Consider the following 17763-nt stretch of genomic DNA (forward strand, 5'->3'; position numbering starts at 1 on the left):
TGCTAATTTTATGCGCAAGAAATAAAGCTATATTCCAGTAAGCACATATAACGAGCTATTGTAGTGTAAGGCATTGAGATTTAACGCTTTGCGTGCCTTATGTTGGTAATCATTGTTGAGAACAAAAGATTGTAGATTTTTAATTCATCAAGTTGATAAATTTTGATAAATTTTTCATTTATGAAGTCGCGACAACAATAACGAATTGTAATATTCGTACTAGTTTAGTGTTTGCTTATTAAACATGTGTGAAATTTAAATACATTTTTGAATAAGTTTTTTAAAAAATAGTGGTTTGTGTTGCGGCGGATACCTACCCCTTGCGTACACTGGTAAGTATGGATTCAACTACTGCTTATACTGGTGCATTTGAAAACGAAGTTTTACAGGTGCTTTCTACAGCAAAATCAGCTCGTCCACATGAAATAGATTCTTCTATTATGGCGATGATGTGCGTGGAAAGAGATACTCGTTTCTATACTGAGACATTGAAGGCAGTATTGAATCAGTCGGTTCTTCCTGGAACATTAGTTGTAGTCGACTGTGCAAACAGAGTCCATCAAATCATGCAAACAACGATGCAAGTGCGTCTTAATTCGAACTTGTTTTCGGGAATGCTTGATTCGAGATTATCATCTCTGCCTTCTTTGGACGCTATTCATCATAATGATTTAAATGTTTCAAATGATTACCGTGATAGTAGCGCTCCATATGAGTCACATGCCCAGTTTGATGATAATTTTGAACACAAGCCATTGCGCATAGTTATTGTTCCAGTATCATCAGCGCGTTCGTTTGGTGATGCTATTGAAAAGGCTTTGAAACAGCTTTTACCATGTGCAGGAGTCTCGTCATTATGGCTTCTGCATGATGATTCTAGACCGGCTGACTCGCATTGTTTGGAAGCTTTGCGTGAAACTTGGCGTAATACGCCAACCGCATCGGTACTAGGTGCTAAACAAGTTGATTGGCAAGATACTGTTCTACATAATGTTGGTATGTATGCATGGAAGCATACTGTGCATACACTCACGGTTGACGGCGAGGTTGATCAAGAGCAATATGATGGTCGAGGTGATGTTTTTGCGGTATCTCTTGCTGGCGCATTAGTTACACTATCGGCTTGGCAAACCTTACGTGGAACTCAATCTTGGATGACTACATTTGGTGAATCAAGAGATTTTTGTCGCCGCGTATGCTTATCAGGCGGTCGTGTAGTAGTGGTTCCGTCTGCTCGTATCGCTCATCGACGCGCACGTTTAGAAGGGCTACGTACGCGCAATGGAGAAGCTAGAAGTAACGAAAAAGCTGGTTTTCAACATGGTGTAGCTCCTGCTCTTATTGCAAAACAGCGTTACCGGTATACTGATATACGTATGTTTTTGTGGCCTATTGTTTGGGTTTGCAGTTTGCCAGCGGCTTTAGTGAGCGCTTTGCATTCTTTGTTTGTGAAGCATCCTTATGCTGCTGTAGTGCGGTTGCTACTTCCTTGGCTTGCTATTATGCAATTGCCTCATGCTATGTTTGCGCGTCGTAGAGTAGCGCGTAACACTCGTGTTTCTCTCAAACGACTGACTTCGTTGGTAGCGGATCGCAAACAGATTGCTCGTTGGCGTGATCGCAGTATAGCATTACAATCTCAGCAACATTATGTATTACTAAGTCCTCTAGCAAGAACCCATTTACATGTTCGCGTATTACGACGTTGGAGTGCGGTTGTTCTTGCAGCATTATTGTTATTTGCTGTCATATTGCACTTATATGGTGCGCCGTGGCGTGAAGTTTTAGGCGGTGCATCGCTGTACGCGCAGCAGTGGTTACCAACCGGCGCAGATTTTCATCAATTATGGAATGCTGCTATCGGTGCATGGACTCCTGACAATGGTTTTGGCCCTGCGCTACCTCCTACACCTTGGCTGAGTGTTTGGTTGTTGGCATCAGCTATAACGGGTGCTAAACCAGTATTAGCTGTTACACTTATGTTCTTTTTTGCAGCGCCTGCCATGTGTATGAGCTTTTGGGCGCTCGCAGGTGTATTTACTCGTTCCGATACGGTTCGTGTTTGTGCTGGCATTTGTTGGACTATGATTGCCATAGCCTTTGGTTTGTTTGCTCGTGGTGATTTACCAATGCTTATGACTATGGTATTTCTGCCTGCTGCATTTGCCTTTGCGTTCCATGCAGTTGGAATGTATGTAACAGAAGATCCTGTACGTCCTGTTCCTTCTGTTCAGAGCGCCGCTTGCGCTGCACTATGTTTTATGGTTCCAGTGGCAGCAGAACCGCAACTTTTACTTCCGCTTATCATTATTTTTGTTGCATCTCTTATTATGGTACGTTCGCATCGTCTTATGTTCGTACTTATGCCAATTCCATCAATTGTGGTGTTACTTCCAACTATAGGTAGTGCTATTCGTTATGGAAATTCCGGTATGTGGCGTCAAATATTTTCTAGTATGGCATTGCCTTTGCGTAGTGTTCAAGGTGCACCACGTGTACAAAATTATATTGATGCATTATTGCAAGCGTTTAATATGGCTTCACCTCATGTTGCAAGCGCTATACCTTTGATGAGTTTGCGAACAATAATCATGGTAGTGTTTGCTGTTCTCGCAGGAGTTATGGCAGTTTCGGCATTAGCTTTGCCTTTTGCTTTGCGTGTTTCACGTATGATGTGGGTTGTAATTATTAGTGGCATGTTGTTGACGCTCATTGCTGTGCGCATTGTAGTAGCAGCTGATATTACTGGCCCTGTAGCAGCGAGTACTTTACCAGGAGTAGCATTGTCAACCTTAGGTGTTTTGTCATGCATGTGTATGGTTGCTGGACAAGCTGTTCGTCGTTTTGAACCTCTTCGTGTTGTGCAAAAATCAGAGTCTGAAACTGTTGAAAATTATCAAACTCGTATCGATAAACGTGCTGCTATGCGGCGTTCCGCAGCTAAATTAATGCAACATGTAATTCGAGTGACACGTGCTGTGCTTGCCAGCGGTATGTTGACTATGGCAGTATTGCTGGGTCTTTTTGCTGTGCTCAGTGGACCAGCCACGTCTATTATGGCAAGTAATGATGGTCTACCGATGGTTGTGTCAGATTATTTACATAAAGCGGATACTCATCGTGTACTTGCTTTACAGGCGCAGAGTGCTCATAAATTAGCAATTGCCGTTATGCGAACATCTCGAGGAGATGCTATCGATGAATCTCCTGCACTTCGTGTAAAGCAAATAATGTTTGGTGAACCTGTAACTGATAAAGTAGTATCTCGTGCAGCAGCTCAACTGTTATCTCATGCAGATAATGGTGCTATAGCTGCACTGAAGCAACTTGGAATTGGTGGCATTTATATTGTTAATGGTTCTACTAAATTGCCAACGAATTCCGTAAATACCATGTCAATACAACAACTGCTTCGTCCTGTAGCGCAACCTGCAAGTATGGTTAATAAAGAAGCTACAGATCGATTAATAGCACATGTAAATGCGTCAGAAGGTACACAGTTAGTGGTTTCTTTACCTCAAGGTACATATTGTCGATTTGATGGCATGCCAGACGCAAAGTCATTAGCATCAACGTCGTCATATTATCGTTCACGTCCATTGTCATGGAGAATCCCATGGGTGTTTTCTTTGGCAATGGTGCTGTTGATATACTGTTTAGTTGCTGTTCCGCGCTTTGGGCGATATGCAGTACTTGAACGTTCTGATAATCAGCGTCAGGAGGAATTTGATGAACTGGCGTAAACATCCTCATGAAGGTTCAAAACATGGTGAATTGCCTTCAGAAGTAGATATTAAGCAGCAACACAAAATTGTGGGAGTCGCAACACTCGCTACTTTAAGTGCTGTATTGTTACTTACTGTTGCTTGCATTGTAACAGTATGCGGCGCTATGCCACACTTTGCTGATAATGCGCACAATCCGTCCAGTAGTGTTGCTCGTAATGTTGGCGCGACTCGTCTGCAATCAGTGTGTCCTATTCGCTTATCGTTACCAGATCTATCGCAGTATGGTGATAGTCAATATAACGAATCAGAAGGGGACTTGCAATCTTTTGCTCGTTATGGAGCTTTTGGTGATGTGTATCGTGCTAGTGTGCACAATGTACAAGATGCTGATGATCAGTCATTGATATTGAATACGCAAGCGTCTGATACAGATTCTTCAGCGCTTATCGCTGATCACGATGTTAATCATGATGCTCAAGTTTTAGAAGGACGTTTATCTAGAGTGGCATCTGGGACTGGTATAGCTGCATCAATGATTTCATGGGCTACGAAAGGAGACGTGCGAGGCTTGGCTGCTACTACTTGTTCCATACCAGTAATGAAACAAACTTTTTTGGTTCCAGAAGCCAGCGAAGGCACTTCTCTCCGTTTGGAAGCATTTAATTCCGCTGCTAAACCAACGGTAGTTCGCGTTCGTGCATGGTCTGCTCAGCACGGTAGTACACCATTAACTTTTTTCTACAGGCAGTGCTTTTACGGTACCTGCTCACTCACATGCTTATTTTGATCTTGCTGCTGCAGCGCCAAGATCTGGAGGATTATACGTACAAGTTGAAAGTGAGCAAACGCCAGTAGCTGCTTTTGTGAAAGTAATACATATGCGCGGATTGACAGTAAGAGGTGTCGATATTATTCGTGCGTTAAACTCACAATCACATACTAATATTCTTTCTGGTATCAGTGAGGGTGACCAAACAAAAGTGTATGTATGGCCTCAGAAAGATGGTAACGTAACACTTTCCTGGATGAATGAATCTGGCGTTCAAACGATTAAAGAATTGTCATTGAAGTCTCGTCATTTACAAGTTATTGATCTTGGGAAAGTGCCTGAACATGTTCATGCTCTGAGTGTAACAGGTAGTACTCCAGTAGCTGCTATGGCATCAATTACGCGTGAAGGTAAAGATGGTCAGGCTGATGTTGCTTTTATTAGTGCATCGCGCTCGCAGGGCAGTAGTGCTATTGTTTCGCCAGTAGCTGCTGATGAAACAACGTTGTATCTGGCTTCAGCCAACGATCATGATTCATCTGTGCTATTACAAGGTTTTGATGCATCAGGTGTTTTAGTTGACGCAAAACGTATTACAGTTCCATCTCATGCAGTAGTTTCTATTCCTGCTGTAGACGTATCACGCGGTGCTGTAATGTTTACAGTACAATCGCATAATAACATTACTTTTTCTGCACGCATTAGTAAAAGTGAAGTAGAAAAGTCTGATGTTGCTGGTGTTGCATGGCTTGATTCACAGTCTTTAGAGCCACAACAGATGCAAGTATATGTCAGCAGTAATCATCATATTGTGCATTAAATATTGTAATAAAGAACTTGTTACAAAAATAATCGTATATTATTAGTAAGAGTTTATATGACTAATCGTAAAAAAATTATTATAGATACAGATTGTGGTTCTGATGATGCTATGGCGATTGCTATGGCGTTGCGTGATAGTAATTACGAGATACTTATGTTTTCTACTGTCGCAGGCAATGTAAGCATGAATCAGGCTACTATAAATACGTTGACGACGATTGAATATGCAGATACTTATGCGCCACCAGTATATTGTGGTAGTCGCAAAATGTTAGTGCGAGATCTTGCGTTTGCTCATGAAACACATGGTTGCGATGGTTTGGGGGATATTGGGCTAGTGCCGCAGAAACTTAAGATTTCAAGCGGTAGTGGTGTGCTCAAGATGCTTGACTTACTTCGTAATAGTGATGATGGTGAAATCGACATTATTACGTTAGGGCCATTAACGAATATTGCGCTTGCTTTGCGTCTTGATGAGGATGCAATGCGTAAAGTTGGTAATCTTATCATTATGGGATCTGCTGGTCTTGGCAGGGGTAATGTTACACCAGTTGCAGAGTTTAATATTTGGCAAGATCCTGAGGCTGCGAAAATAGTGATTGAATCGGGGTTGCCTCATATTACGCTGGTTGGTTGGGATGCTTGTTTGGGTGATTGTATGTTAAGTCCGCAAGAAATCTCTATGATTCGTAAGAGTGGTTCTTTAGGACAATTTGTTATTGATTGCAATAGAGAACTTATGCAAATGAATATCGGCCGCTTCGGTGACGCATATCTTGACATGGCTGATCCTTCGGCTGTTGCAGTTGCATTATATCCGGCATGCATTGCAGCGTGTGAACCATACTATTGCGAAGTCGATATTACACAAGGACCGAGTTATGGTGCTGTTATTGTTGATGTTGATCATTGTACTGGCAAAAAAGCAAACGTGCGAATATGCAGTAAACTTAATCCAATGCTTTATAAGCAGTACATGTATGCTATGTTAGGCGTGAAAAGTTTGGGAGAATAATGCTTACATTCCCCAATCGGGGTCGATTTCTTCAGGTCTACGTCCGTATAATTCTGCAAGTCTTTGCACAAGCTCGTCGCGGATAGCGTATTGAAGTTCAGTGCGACTACTTACGTGAGTGCATAATGGTAAACGATACAAAACAATACGAGGTGGGATGCCGCGACTTGCTGGAAAGACTTGCGACATAATCCGACGATTGCGCTCCCACAATACTGGTTGTGATGGTGGCACATCTTCTACTGCAAATTGTATATCTTTTGTTAATGCTCTCCATGCACCATGAAGACGACGAATTTGAGCTGCTACCATAGCATCAAACATTCCGCTTGCTGTTCTATATTGTGGAAGTCGTGTTCCAAATATTGGTGCTCGTAATCCTCTACCGTGACGGTTTCGGTAATGTCGTTGTTCCCAAATTACATCTGTCATATTTCCACTGTAGGTGAAGGCTAGGGCAATCAAATAAACAAGTTTGTGTTTTACGGCGTGTGAAATATAAGCACACTATGTGATACTAGATACGTAGCGTACAAGTCAAGGAGGAGCGGCAATGCTCAAACCAATAATTCATGATTGGAATGAGTGTGCTCTTGACTTACGTATTGCACAATCATCACTTATTGGTTTTGACTTAGATAATACGTTAGCATGTTCTAGGAAACCCATGCTTTTGCCTATGGCTGAATCTTTAAGCAATCTTATGAATGAGTTGCCTGTGGCAATCATTACTGGTGGTTGTTTATCGCTAGTACAAAGTCAAATTTTGGATATGTTACTGCCAGGTACTCAGCTTAATCATCTTCATATTATGCCAACAAACGGCACAAGTTACTATCGTATTGATTCTCATAAGATGTTGCACTGTGTTTATGAGCATCGTATCAATGCAGAACAAACGCGATGTGTAATTGCTGCTATACAACAGTGTGCCAAACACATGGGTGTTTGGAAAGAGTCTGGCGATCCAATGCTGTGGGGTAATCAGATTGAGCATCGCGGTAGTCAAATTACTTTTTCGGCTTTGGGTCAGCTTGCCCCGATTGAATATAAAAAAGCTTGGGATCCTACTGGTGTGCTAAAAGCAAAACTTGCGCAAAGTATTGCCTTAGCGTTGCCAGAGTTTGCTGTGCGAGCAGGCGGCGATACCAGTGTGGACGTATATAGACGTGGCGATGACAAAGCACAAGCGTTGCGTATGCTAGCCCAATATGGTGATTTTGCTATTGAACGTATTACTTTTATTGGTGATCGCATGACGCCTGGTGGTAATGATTATCCAACAGCTTTTACTGGTGCATTAGCTGTACATGTGACTAGTCCGACAGATACGTTAAAGCTTTGTAATAATGTGCTTACGCATTTTCATAAATAAAGTTTTATATTGCACTTGCGTCTTTAATCATAAATATAAATTTTGCATAGCTTTTAACCACAAGAGTGTTTTTTATTTGTGACTGTGTTGTTTTGCTTTTATGCTGTCAGTATGGTTGGGAGACGCAAAGCAGTAACATGCTCTCATAGTAAACAGCAAATAAGCGTGGCGTGTAATGGGGGAGTTACACGCCACGCTGGTGTTCGTAAATTGAAATTTGGGAATGTGTTAGATTGTATAGATAGTTGGCATGCTGCATCTTACGACAGTGTAGTTCGTGCATGGTGGAGTATGTTATTTCCTCGTGGTTGTGCAGGGTGTGATGCTGTTGATGCTGTATTATGCACAAGATGTGTTCGTGCTTTACAGTGTTGGCAGTGTGCTTCGTTTACTGCCGCAGTATGTGGTAATAGGTATGCATGTGGTCTATATGAGCATGCTGTAAGGCGAGCAATATTGCAGTGGAAAGATCATGGCGATATAGCATGTGATAATGCATTTGCTGCACTACTTGCTGATTTGGTTATAAAAGTTATACGTAAAATTATGCAGCAACGTGACACTATAAATAATAGGAATGAGGGAATCGATAATTCTTTCGATACCACATTTTCTCATGATTGCAACAAGTTTATATTAGTTGTTCCGGTACCATCTTCAAAGTCTTCAATACGTTATCGAGGTCGAAATCATATGCAGCCAATAGCGCGCATGGTCGCACAAAATCTGAGTAACAATGGTATTGCCGCTTGTGCAGCCAATATACTGTGTATGAATGCTCGTGTTACAGCAAAGTCAGTACAAACTGCAGGTTCTCGTGGTAGATCACGTAGAGCGTCACATGCATTTACAGTAAATTATCGAGTCCTACAAAAATTGCGCGCAAAACAAAATGTCTCGCACAGTGTTATTCTCATCGATGATATTGTTACTACAGGGTCTACTATGAGTAGCTGTGCAGTAGCGTTGCAGCATGCTAAGTTAAATGTTTTGGCTGCTTTTTCGTTAGCATGTGTGCGTTCTTGCGAAGACGATACAAAAAATTATGTTTATTAAATTATGCTCATATCTTGTTGTAATTCAAAGGGAGTGTAATTTCAAAGTTTGGTCCACGTTTGTCGTCTACTACTTTTACGGTTCCATCATGAAGTTGTGCAGCCCAGCGTGCGATTGATAATCCTAAGCCTGTACCACCAGATTCTGTGCCCATATGCTGATTGCCTTTAACGAATCTGCGAAAAATATCTGCTCTTGCTTCTTGAGGAATTTGTTCACCAAAATTTATCACATTACTAACTACTGTATTTTGACTGTGATTAATATGAGCACTAATAAGCACGTGAGTTCCATCTTTTGAATGTTTCAGCGCATTAGTGATAACGTTAGTAAAGAGTTGTGAGAGTCTTCCCCGATCTCCAGTTAGCATAATATTGTTGTCAATATGAATGGTAATCTGATGATTATGACCCGCATCAGCTAGTTCGAGTGGTTCAATGATTTCATCAAGAAATTCTGCAAAATTAAATGAGGTGATATTAAGACTTGCTGCTCCTGCTTCTACGCGTGAGAGGTCAAGAAGGAAAGTAATAAGATCAGCAAGTTTATGCGTTTGGTTTAAAATAACCTCCATGTTGGCTGGTGTTGGCTCTGTTACTCCATCCGCAAGATTTTCGAGCATTGCTTGTAAAGCAGATACTGGTGTGCGTAACTCATGACTAACATTGGCTATGAGTTCGCGTCGCATCTGATCGGCATGTTCAAGCTCTTCTGCCATTTCATTAAAAGCAAGTGTGAGTTTGCCAACCTCATCACGACGATTTTCTATAGCTACTCGTACAGAATAATCACCTTCAGCCATTGTTTCCGCTGCATTTTTCATTTGCCTCAGAGGTGCAGTAAGTCCGCGCGAGAAAAGGTATGTAATACCTAAAGCTACGACAAGTGTTAAAGGCATAGCAATCCAACCATTCAAGCCAGTCTTCAACAAAAACCAGGCCATGACGAATGCGATGGCAGTTGCAAAAACGATAATCGCTGAAAGCTCAATTTTTAGTGATGAAAAAAATCCAACAGGACGATGAGGATAACGATGTTCTGAATGTGTTTTTGTATTTTGTTTTTTAAATTGATGCTCTGAGTATGAGTTAGAAGTTTTATGTAACATGACAGTTGCTATATATACAAGATTTGTGAAACTTTGAAAAATGTTTTATGAGGTAATGTTGTATTGCGTAACAGTATAAGAAATTTTGCAAGCACTATACAACTTGTGAATGCAAAACTTCATCATAATCACTCATTGGTGGTTCAAACGCATATCCAATACCATGTGCTGTGCGAATCCATTCAGAGCCGATTTTATGGCGTAATGACTTAATATGGGAATCGACAGTGCGTGTGCCCGAAGCGTCTGGCCAATCCCACACTTCAGCGAGTAGTGCTTCGCGCTTGAAAACTGTGTGTGGATGACGTGCAAGCATTGCAAGCAAATCAAACTCAGTCGGAGTAAAATGTATCTCCTCATTGTGCAACGTCACTAAGCGTTGGCGAGGTTTAATAACGAGCGCACCAAAATCAAGTGCTTTCTCATTTTCCGTAGTCTTGGCAATCTGTGTTGCTCGTTCTACTCTACGCAAAAGTGCTGCACAACGGGCTATTAATTCGCGAGGAGAAAATGGCTTAGTCATATAGTCATCTGCTCCTGCACTTAAGCCTACAATTTTATCTGCTTCTGCGTCGCGAGCTGTTAGCATAAGAACAGGTACAGGTCGTTTAGCAATAATTCGACGCGTAGCTTCGATTCCATCCATAATGGGAAGCATGATATCCATAATAACAAGATCAGGTTGTAGTTGTTCAGCAGCTTTGACAGCAGATACTCCATCAGCAGCGACGCGCGCAGACCAGCCTTGTGCAGTAATACGCTGTGCGATAGCCGTAGCAAGATCTGGCTCATCTTCAACCACAAGAATGGTTCGACGAACAACGCTAGGTGATGGAGTTTTTAGCATAATTTTCTTTGAATAGACCTTTCAGTGCTGTACTGGTTTCAAGAACACTGCTCCCAATGCTGGCACAGTAATCTTTGCCGAGTATGGACGAGAATGATATTCTTCAGCAGTGGCAGTGAATGTGCCATTATGAATATCAGATCCGCAATACTTTGCATCATCTGTAGTGAGTATTTCTTCCCACTTGCCACCCTTTGGCAATGCAACTTGATAATCTTGCCAAGCCTGACCAGAGAAGTTCACTACTACAACGATTTCCTCACCGTCATCACCAATACGTATGTAGCTTAAGGTGTTGTGATCAGAGTCATCACTAGTAAGCCACTGGAATCCATCAGGAGTAAAGTCTTGACTCCAGAAAGCTCTAGAACTCTTGTATAGAGCATTCAAATCCGCAACAAGCTTTTGCACGCCCTGATGGAACGGCCATTGCAGCTCATTCCAGTTAAGCGAAGTATTGAAGTTCCATTCACTGGACTGTCCGATTTCGCCACCCATGAACAGTAAGTTCTTGCCTGGATGAGACCACTGGTATGCAAGTAATGCACGTAATCCTGCGAACTGTTGCCATTCGTCGCCTGGCATCTTGCCGAGCAGTGAGCCTTTACCATACACAACCTCATCATGGCTTAATGGCAACACATAATGCTCAGAATATGCATAAACCATAGAGAATGTAATCTCATTATGATGCCAACGACGGTTAATTGGTTCTTCCTTAAGGTATTGCAAAGTGTCGTGCATCCAGCCCATGTTCCACTTCAAGCCAAAGCCTAAGCCGCCCATATCAGTTGGTGCAGTCACACCTTGATAAGCGGTGGATTCCTCAGCAATCATCATGATGCCAGGATTGTTCTTGTATGCTGTTGCGTTTGCTTCTTTAATGAAGTCAATTGCTTCAAGATTTTCGCGTCCACCGTAGATGTTTGGTCTCCACTGTCCTGCTTCACGGCTGTAATCCAAGTACAGCATGGAAGATACTGCGTCAACGCGCAATGCATCAACATGATATTCGTCAAGCCAGAAGCAAGCATTAGCAACCAAGAAGTTGCGAACTTCGTGACGACCAAAGTTAAAGATATAAGTACCCCAATCTGGATGTTCACCTCGCATAGGATCAGGATCCTCATATAATGCTGTGCCATCAAAGCGTCCAAGAGCGAAGTCGTCCTTAGGGAAGTGAGCTGGCACCCAGTCCATGATGACACCGATACCTGCTTTGTGGAGCTTATCTACCAAGTACTTAAAATCATCAGGGGAGCCTAGACGAGAATCTACTGCATAGTAGCCTGTAACCTGATAACCCCATGATCCAGAGAACGGGTACTGCGTAAGTGGCATAAACTCAACGTGAGTAAAGCCTTCCTTCTGCACATAATCAACCAACTTATCTGCAAGTTCGCGATAATTTCCTAAATCACGATTCCAGCTATTAGCCTGCACTTCGTAAATACTAATTGGACCATTATGAGCATCAGTCTTGGCACGCTTCTCCATCCAGTCGGTATCGTGCCACTTGAACTCAGAATCAACAACAACAGATCCAGTATTTGGTGGAACTTCATGTGAGCGTTCCATTGGATCAGCCTTCATAATCCAATTACCAGACTGAGTAAGAATTTCATATTTGTATACTTCGCCAGCCGTAACGCCCGGAATGAAAAGTTCCCAAATGCCGGAAGAACCAAGTGAGCGCATCGCGTGACGACGACCATTCCAATAATTGAAGTTACCAACCACACGAACTGCACGAGCATTAGGAGCCCACACAGAGAAAGCTGTGCCGGTTACCTTTTTCACCATTTTACCTGTTGTAGGTGAAACAAGTCCCCAGGTATCTGTGATTGTCTTAACATGTGCGCCGAGTGCTTCCCAAAGTCGCTCATGACGTCCTTCACCAAAGAGATACATATCAAGCTCGCCAACTTGCGGCAAATAGCGGTATGGATCATCATCAGTGGATTCGGAGCCATCAATTTCTACTGTGTATACGCGATAACTTGGCACTGACCAAGTCTTAGCTTTAGCATGTTTTACTGCAGGGATAACTGCTGTGAAAATACCATTATATTCATGAGTTGCTTCATATTCACCATTTTTAGTGAGAATCACAACTTTTTTGGCCATTGGGCGTAAAACGCGGACGGTTACAGTGTTAGCACTTTTACCAGTGCCAAGATGCCCACCGAGAACCTCGTGTGGATTGTAATACTCTGCATTGCTCACCGCAGCCAACACATCCTGGCGGACTGGGACTGCGAGTGCATCTTCGTTGATGTTAGTAACTGTACTCATGCTGTCTATCATACATGCTTTGTGCGTATAAGTCGCGTGTGTTTCGCAGTATTGTGAAAAAATTATGAAAGTTTTTCCAAGTCGTGCCCTTATGGGAGACTGAAATGAGTTTTTCTGTGTGTTCGGAGGGTTCTGTGGAATATCAAGTCGGCGATATGGTCGTCTATCCTCGTCATGGTGCGGCTCGTGTTGAAGAAATCAGTGAGCGAACCGTCAAAGGCGTCACTCGTCAATATTTACGTTTAGTAGTGTTATCTTCTGATGGTTTGGAAATTAATGTTCCAGTTGATAATGTGAAAAAAGTAGGTGTGCGAGACATTGTTGGAGCTCAGGAAGTTGCAAAAGTTTTTGAGATTTTGCGTACACCGATTATTGAAAAAGAAATGAATTGGTCGCGTCGTTACAAGTTGAATGTAGAGAAAATTGCTACAGGCGATGTTAACAATATTGCGGAAGTAGTTCGTGATTTGTCGCAGCGCGATGTGGATGAGCATGGTCTTTCAGCAGGGGAGAAGCGCATGCTTGCTCGTGCTCGCAGTATTTTAATTTCTGAGATTGCACTATCGGAAAAAATTAATGAATCTGAAGCTGAGCGACTCCTTGATGTGAATCTTGGCTATCAAAAACCGCGGTCAGGTGATGAAAAGCACCATACTGTTGCTCCTGAAGAACCAGCAAATCGCACTTTAGCGTTGTTGGCAGAGCGTAATAAGAAATCAAGAAAAAAGTAAACGGGATTGTTCTAAAACAACAGTTTAGGATATTTGATATTTGTTTTTGCTGTTCCCTGTGTCGTTAATAAAAAATCTCTTGCGCTTTGCTGCAAGAGATTTTTTATGTTATTTGTAATCGAATTTATTTACCAGGATCTTGTTGCCCTTCATTGGAGTTTTTTGGATCAGTATTTTTCGCTACATTTGGTTTCTTAGTAATTGGTTTCTTTTGAGATTCCTGCTCGTCAATGTCTTTGCGCATATCTTTTGTTGCTTGTAATGCGTTTTGAAGATCATCGCAAATCTTCATAATCCACTGATCAAGACGATTAGCATACTTTGGCATAAGCTCACTAACTCGTACTGTAGATGTGTAGCTACGTCCCGCAATGCCATTGAGTAAATTAAGTATGTCGTTGCCTTGTTGACTATCGCTAATTAACACATCAACTTTACGATCTTCAATAAGTTTTTGGAATTCTTCGATGCTTGAATGTTGTGGTTCATTATTGTTGCTTACTGCATCGGCATATTCTTTTGGTGTGCTATCTTTCACATTTAAGTCAGACATAAGCCAGAATAAAATAGGAGATGTAGAAGCATATTGGGCATTACCATATTCTTTTGAAAAGTCACTCAGAACAGTGGTTAACTTCTTTTCGCGTTGTTGCCATTGTGCTAATCGTTGATTAAAAACGTTCTTTTTATTAGGTCGTACTTTAGAAAAAGTATCCGCCATTGCAGAAGCCATTGCCTCTCGAGCGTCGTGAGAGAACCAGAAGTATGGGTTATCACCATTTAATGCTCCTACTGTTGCTGCGGCGCTGATAATTTCAGCTTTCTTTGGGTGTGTTTTGGTAGCCCAGTCATCATAGCCCGCGCCATTAGTGATAACTACCTGTGCATTTTGCATATTCTGTAAATCTTTTGTATGGGGTTTGAACGCTGTAATATCACTATTTGCTCCAGTCATAATGGAATCAACTTTGATATCATTTCCGCCAATTTCTTGAGCTAAGCTACCCCAAGTATCTACTGTAGATACTACAGCAATCGGCGCAATCGCTTTAGGTTTTTCTTGAGGTTTTTCTATTGTTTGCTGTCCGCAAGCAGAAAATCCTAGTAGTACTGCAGATGCAATACAACATGTCATGACGGTTCTTCCGAGTCTTTTCATTGTATGGGTAATAGTATGCATTGCTGCAGTCCTCTCGTAATAATGGCGCATCAACTCGCATGCGCCATTGCTAGTTGCCAATCGATATAGATACATCTATACCTCACGATAGCCTATCCTTACGAATTGTGCGAGTTGGGAGGAATAATTTATGACTATTGTGTTGGATGGTAAAGCTTTAGCATCTAAAATTAAAGAGGACTTGGCAACACGAGTAGCAGCATTGCGTAAGTGTGGCATTGAGCCAGGTTTGGGTACACTATTAGTTGGTAAGGATCCAGGTTCGTTAAAATATGTTGCTGGCAAACATCGTGATTGCGAAGAAGTGGGGATTCGTTCTATTCGATGTGATCTATCTGAGGATGCAACTGAAGATGAAGTTCTTGCAGCTGTAGAGAAATTAAATAATGATCCTCTTTGCACTGGTTTTATTGTGCAACTTCCTTTGCCTAAAGGTATTGATACTCAAAAAGTTATTGCTTCAATTGATCCTGCAAAGGATTGTGATGGTATGCATCCTTATAATCTTGGCGAACTTGTTACGCATATTTCTGGAAATATTACAACACCTTTGCCGTGTACACCGCGTGGAATTTTAGCTTTACTAGATGAATATGACATTAACCTTTCTGGGAAAAATATTTGTGTACTTGGTCGCGGAATTACAGTTGGTCGCACCATCGGTCTTCTTTTAACTCGTAGAGGAGTAGATGCAACTGTTACCTTGTGTCATACTCGTACGCGGAATATGCAAGAGATTATGCGTCGTTCTGATGTGATAATTGCCGCGATGGGCTGTGCCGGCTTTGTTAAGCCAGAAGATGTTAAGCCTGGTGCAGTTCTTGTTGACGTTGGTGTATCGCGAGTTTTTGATGAAGAAGTTGGCAGATACCGTGTAAAAGGTGATGTTGATCCAACTTGTCGCGAAATTGCTGGAGCATATTCTCCAAACCCGGGTGGGGTAGGGCCTATGACTCGTGCGATGCTGTTAGCGAATGTCGTTGATATGGCTGAGCGAACACTTGATAAGCAATGAGTACGACACGCCCGAAGTAAAACAATAATTTTGGCTATGCCTGTATATAACATTGACAGAGCATGTGCATCATACACATGTGAACATAAAAGCATAATTTAATATCGAGTAATATCCACCCCAAGAAGAAACCACTAATAAATAATGGCAGAGAATAATAACGAAGTCGCCAAGGTTGCGATTAATGATATTGGCACCGAAGAAGACTTCATCAAGGCAGTCGATTCAACCATCAAGAATTTTGATGATGGTGATTTAGTTGAAGGTACCGTCGTAAAGATTGATCACGACGAAGTATTGTTGGATATCGGCTACAAGACTGAAGGTGTGATTCCTTCCCGTGAACTTTCCATCAAGAAAGACGTTGATCCAGATGATGTCGTTGAAGTTGGCGACACCATTGAAGCCCTTGTTGTTACTAAGGAAGACAAGGAAGGACGTCTTATTCTCTCCAAGAAGCGTGCACAGTATGAGCGTGCTTGGGGTGACATCGAGAAGATTAAGGATGCAGACGGCATCGTTGAAGGTACCGTTATTGAAGCTGTTAAGGGCGGCTTGATTGTTGATATCGGTCTTCGTGGCTTCTTGCCAGCTTCCCTCGTTGAAATGCGTCGCGTTCGCGATCTTTCCCCATACATTGGCCAGAAGATTAAGGCTAAGATTCTTGAGCTCGATAAGAACCGCAACAACGTTGTGCTTTCTCGTCGTCAGTTCCTTGAGGAAACCCAGTCTGAAGTTCGCGAGACCTTCCTCTCGCAGCTTAAGAAGGGTCAGATTCGCGAAGGCGTTGTGTCTTCTATCGTAAACTTCGGCGCATTTGTTGACCTCGGCGGCGTTGACGGCCTCATTCACGTGTCTGAGCTTTCCTGGAAGCACATCGATCACCCATCTGAGGTTGTTAAGGTTGGCGATAAGGTTACCGTTGAAGTTCTCGACGTTGATCTCGATCGCGAACGTATTTCCCTTTCCCTTAAGGCAACTCAGGAAGATCCATGGCAGCGCTTCGCTCGCACCCATGTTCCTGGACAGGTTGTTAAGGGCAAGGTCACCAAGATCGTTCAGTTCGGTGTGTTCATCTCCGTTGAAGATGGTATTGAGGGCTTGGTTCACATTTCTGAGCTTGCAAACCGTCACGTAGAGAACCCAGAAACTGTCGTTAAGGCTAACGAAGAAGTATTCGTGAAGGTTATCGACGTTGATCTTGATCGTCGTCGTATCTCCCTCTCCTTGAAGCAAGCTACTGAAGCTGTCGATCCAAATTCTGAAGATTTCGATCCAGCTCTCTACGGCATGCCAGCTGAATATGATGCTGAAGGTAACTACAAGTACCCAGAAGGCTTCGATCCAAACACTAATGAGTGGATGGCTGGCTACGAGCAGCAGCGCGAAGAGTGGGAAGCTCAGTATGCTGCAGCTCACGAGCTTTGGGAAGAACACAAGGCATTCGCTGCTAAGGAACTCGCAGCTGCAGCTGAATCTGCTGCCGCTGACGGCCAGAGCGAAGAAGCTGAAAAGAAGCCAGCTAAGGAAGAGAAGAAGGAAGAAGTTGCTTCCAACTATTCTTCTGAGGCTTCTAACGAAGGTGCTTTAGCTGATTCCGATCAGCTCGCAGCTTTGCGCGAACAGCTTTTGAGTGAAAAGAAGTAGTTTCTACTAAAAGCGTATGAACAAGATGCCCCGGTGAGTGATCATCGGGGCATCTTGCGTATTTCGATTATTGCAATGTTCTCTAAATACTCTGATTTTATAATTTATATTCTGTAATTAAATGTGAGTACAACAAATTTTCTTTTAAGAAGCACGATTATATGATTTTGTTAAA

The 17763-nt window shown here is 42.4% G+C and carries 13 protein-coding genes and 1 pseudogene; 9 read left to right on the forward strand and 5 right to left on the reverse strand.

Annotated features, from left to right (window positions below; genetic code table 11):
* Positions 1 to 338 precede the first annotated feature (338 nt).
* The 4 genes and pseudogenes from HXT28_RS01860 (at position 339) to HXT28_RS01875 (ending at position 6334) form a co-directional block, all read left to right on the forward strand.
* Positions 339 to 3743, forward strand: a complete 3405-nt coding sequence (locus HXT28_RS01860; protein WP_422113579.1) for a glycosyltransferase family 2 protein — start codon at positions 339 to 341, stop codon at positions 3741 to 3743.
* A complete protein-coding gene (locus tag HXT28_RS01865) occupies positions 3730 to 4515 on the forward strand; it encodes a DUF5719 family protein (RefSeq protein WP_422113580.1) in 786 nt (261 codons plus the stop codon). The genes HXT28_RS01860 and HXT28_RS01865 overlap by 14 nt, the downstream gene beginning before the upstream one ends.
* A gap of 10 nt (positions 4516 to 4525) precedes the next feature.
* Positions 4526 to 5317, forward strand: a pseudogene (locus tag HXT28_RS01870) (DUF5719 family protein); the annotation flags it as partial.
* Between the two features lie 57 nt (positions 5318 to 5374).
* Positions 5375 to 6334, forward strand: coding sequence for a nucleoside hydrolase (locus HXT28_RS01875; protein WP_422113581.1), 960 nt, complete (start codon positions 5375 to 5377; stop codon positions 6332 to 6334).
* 3 nt (positions 6335 to 6337) lie between these two features.
* Here the strand turns inward: HXT28_RS01875 and HXT28_RS01880 are convergent, their stop codons facing one another.
* Complete coding sequence (locus tag HXT28_RS01880) at positions 6338 to 6766, reverse strand: metallopeptidase family protein (RefSeq protein ID WP_081091160.1); 429 nt, start codon at positions 6764 to 6766, stop codon at positions 6338 to 6340.
* Positions 6767 to 6887: 121 nt separating this feature from the next.
* On the opposite strand from HXT28_RS01880, the gene HXT28_RS01885 reads away from it, so the two are divergent.
* Both HXT28_RS01885 and HXT28_RS01890 read left to right on the forward strand, forming a co-directional pair.
* Positions 6888 to 7709: an HAD hydrolase family protein gene (locus HXT28_RS01885; protein ID WP_016636545.1), complete on the forward strand. Its 822-nt coding sequence runs from the start codon at positions 6888 to 6890 to the stop codon at positions 7707 to 7709.
* A gap of 111 nt (positions 7710 to 7820) precedes the next feature.
* Positions 7821 to 8765 carry a ComF family protein gene (locus HXT28_RS01890; RefSeq protein ID WP_016636544.1) on the forward strand — a complete coding sequence of 315 codons (945 nt, stop codon included), beginning with the start codon at positions 7821 to 7823 and terminating at the stop codon, positions 8763 to 8765.
* Positions 8766 to 8772: 7 nt separating this feature from the next.
* Here HXT28_RS01890 and HXT28_RS01895 read toward each other — a convergent pair whose 3' ends face one another.
* From HXT28_RS01895 to glgB, 3 genes are all read right to left on the reverse strand, one after another.
* A complete protein-coding gene (locus HXT28_RS01895; RefSeq protein ID WP_016636543.1) occupies positions 8773 to 9873 on the reverse strand; it encodes a sensor histidine kinase in 1101 nt (366 codons plus the stop codon).
* A gap of 94 nt (positions 9874 to 9967) precedes the next feature.
* Positions 9968 to 10720, reverse strand: coding sequence for a response regulator transcription factor (locus tag HXT28_RS01900; RefSeq protein WP_422113582.1), 753 nt, complete (start codon positions 10718 to 10720; stop codon positions 9968 to 9970).
* Positions 10721 to 10741: 21 nt separating this feature from the next.
* Positions 10742 to 13015, reverse strand: a complete 2274-nt coding sequence (gene glgB / locus HXT28_RS01905) for a 1,4-alpha-glucan branching protein GlgB (RefSeq protein WP_032814587.1) — start codon at positions 13013 to 13015, stop codon at positions 10742 to 10744.
* A 134-nt stretch (positions 13016 to 13149) separates the two neighbouring features.
* Here glgB and HXT28_RS01910 point away from each other — a divergent pair, with 134 nt between their 5' ends.
* Positions 13150 to 13746, forward strand: a complete 597-nt coding sequence (locus HXT28_RS01910; RefSeq protein WP_196227886.1) for a CarD family transcriptional regulator — start codon at positions 13150 to 13152, stop codon at positions 13744 to 13746.
* 124 nt (positions 13747 to 13870) lie between these two features.
* Here the strand turns inward: HXT28_RS01910 and HXT28_RS01915 are convergent, their stop codons facing one another.
* Complete coding sequence (locus HXT28_RS01915; RefSeq protein ID WP_032814606.1) at positions 13871 to 14926, reverse strand: metal ABC transporter solute-binding protein, Zn/Mn family; 1056 nt, start codon at positions 14924 to 14926, stop codon at positions 13871 to 13873.
* Between the two features lie 130 nt (positions 14927 to 15056).
* Between HXT28_RS01915 and HXT28_RS01920 the strand changes: the two genes are divergently transcribed.
* Together HXT28_RS01920 and rpsA are read left to right on the forward strand one after the other, a co-directional pair.
* A complete protein-coding gene (locus HXT28_RS01920; protein WP_016636538.1) occupies positions 15057 to 15941 on the forward strand; it encodes a bifunctional methylenetetrahydrofolate dehydrogenase/methenyltetrahydrofolate cyclohydrolase in 885 nt (294 codons plus the stop codon).
* A gap of 144 nt (positions 15942 to 16085) precedes the next feature.
* Positions 16086 to 17588 (forward strand): 30S ribosomal protein S1, encoded by a 1503-nt coding sequence (rpsA, locus tag HXT28_RS01925; protein WP_004135961.1) that lies wholly within the window; start codon positions 16086 to 16088, stop codon positions 17586 to 17588.
* Positions 17589 to 17763 lie beyond the last annotated feature (175 nt).

Origin of the sequence: Gardnerella washingtoni, from assembly GCF_049262705.1 — a bacterium.
Taxonomy (GTDB): domain Bacteria; phylum Actinomycetota; class Actinomycetes; order Actinomycetales; family Bifidobacteriaceae; genus Bifidobacterium; species Bifidobacterium vaginale_D.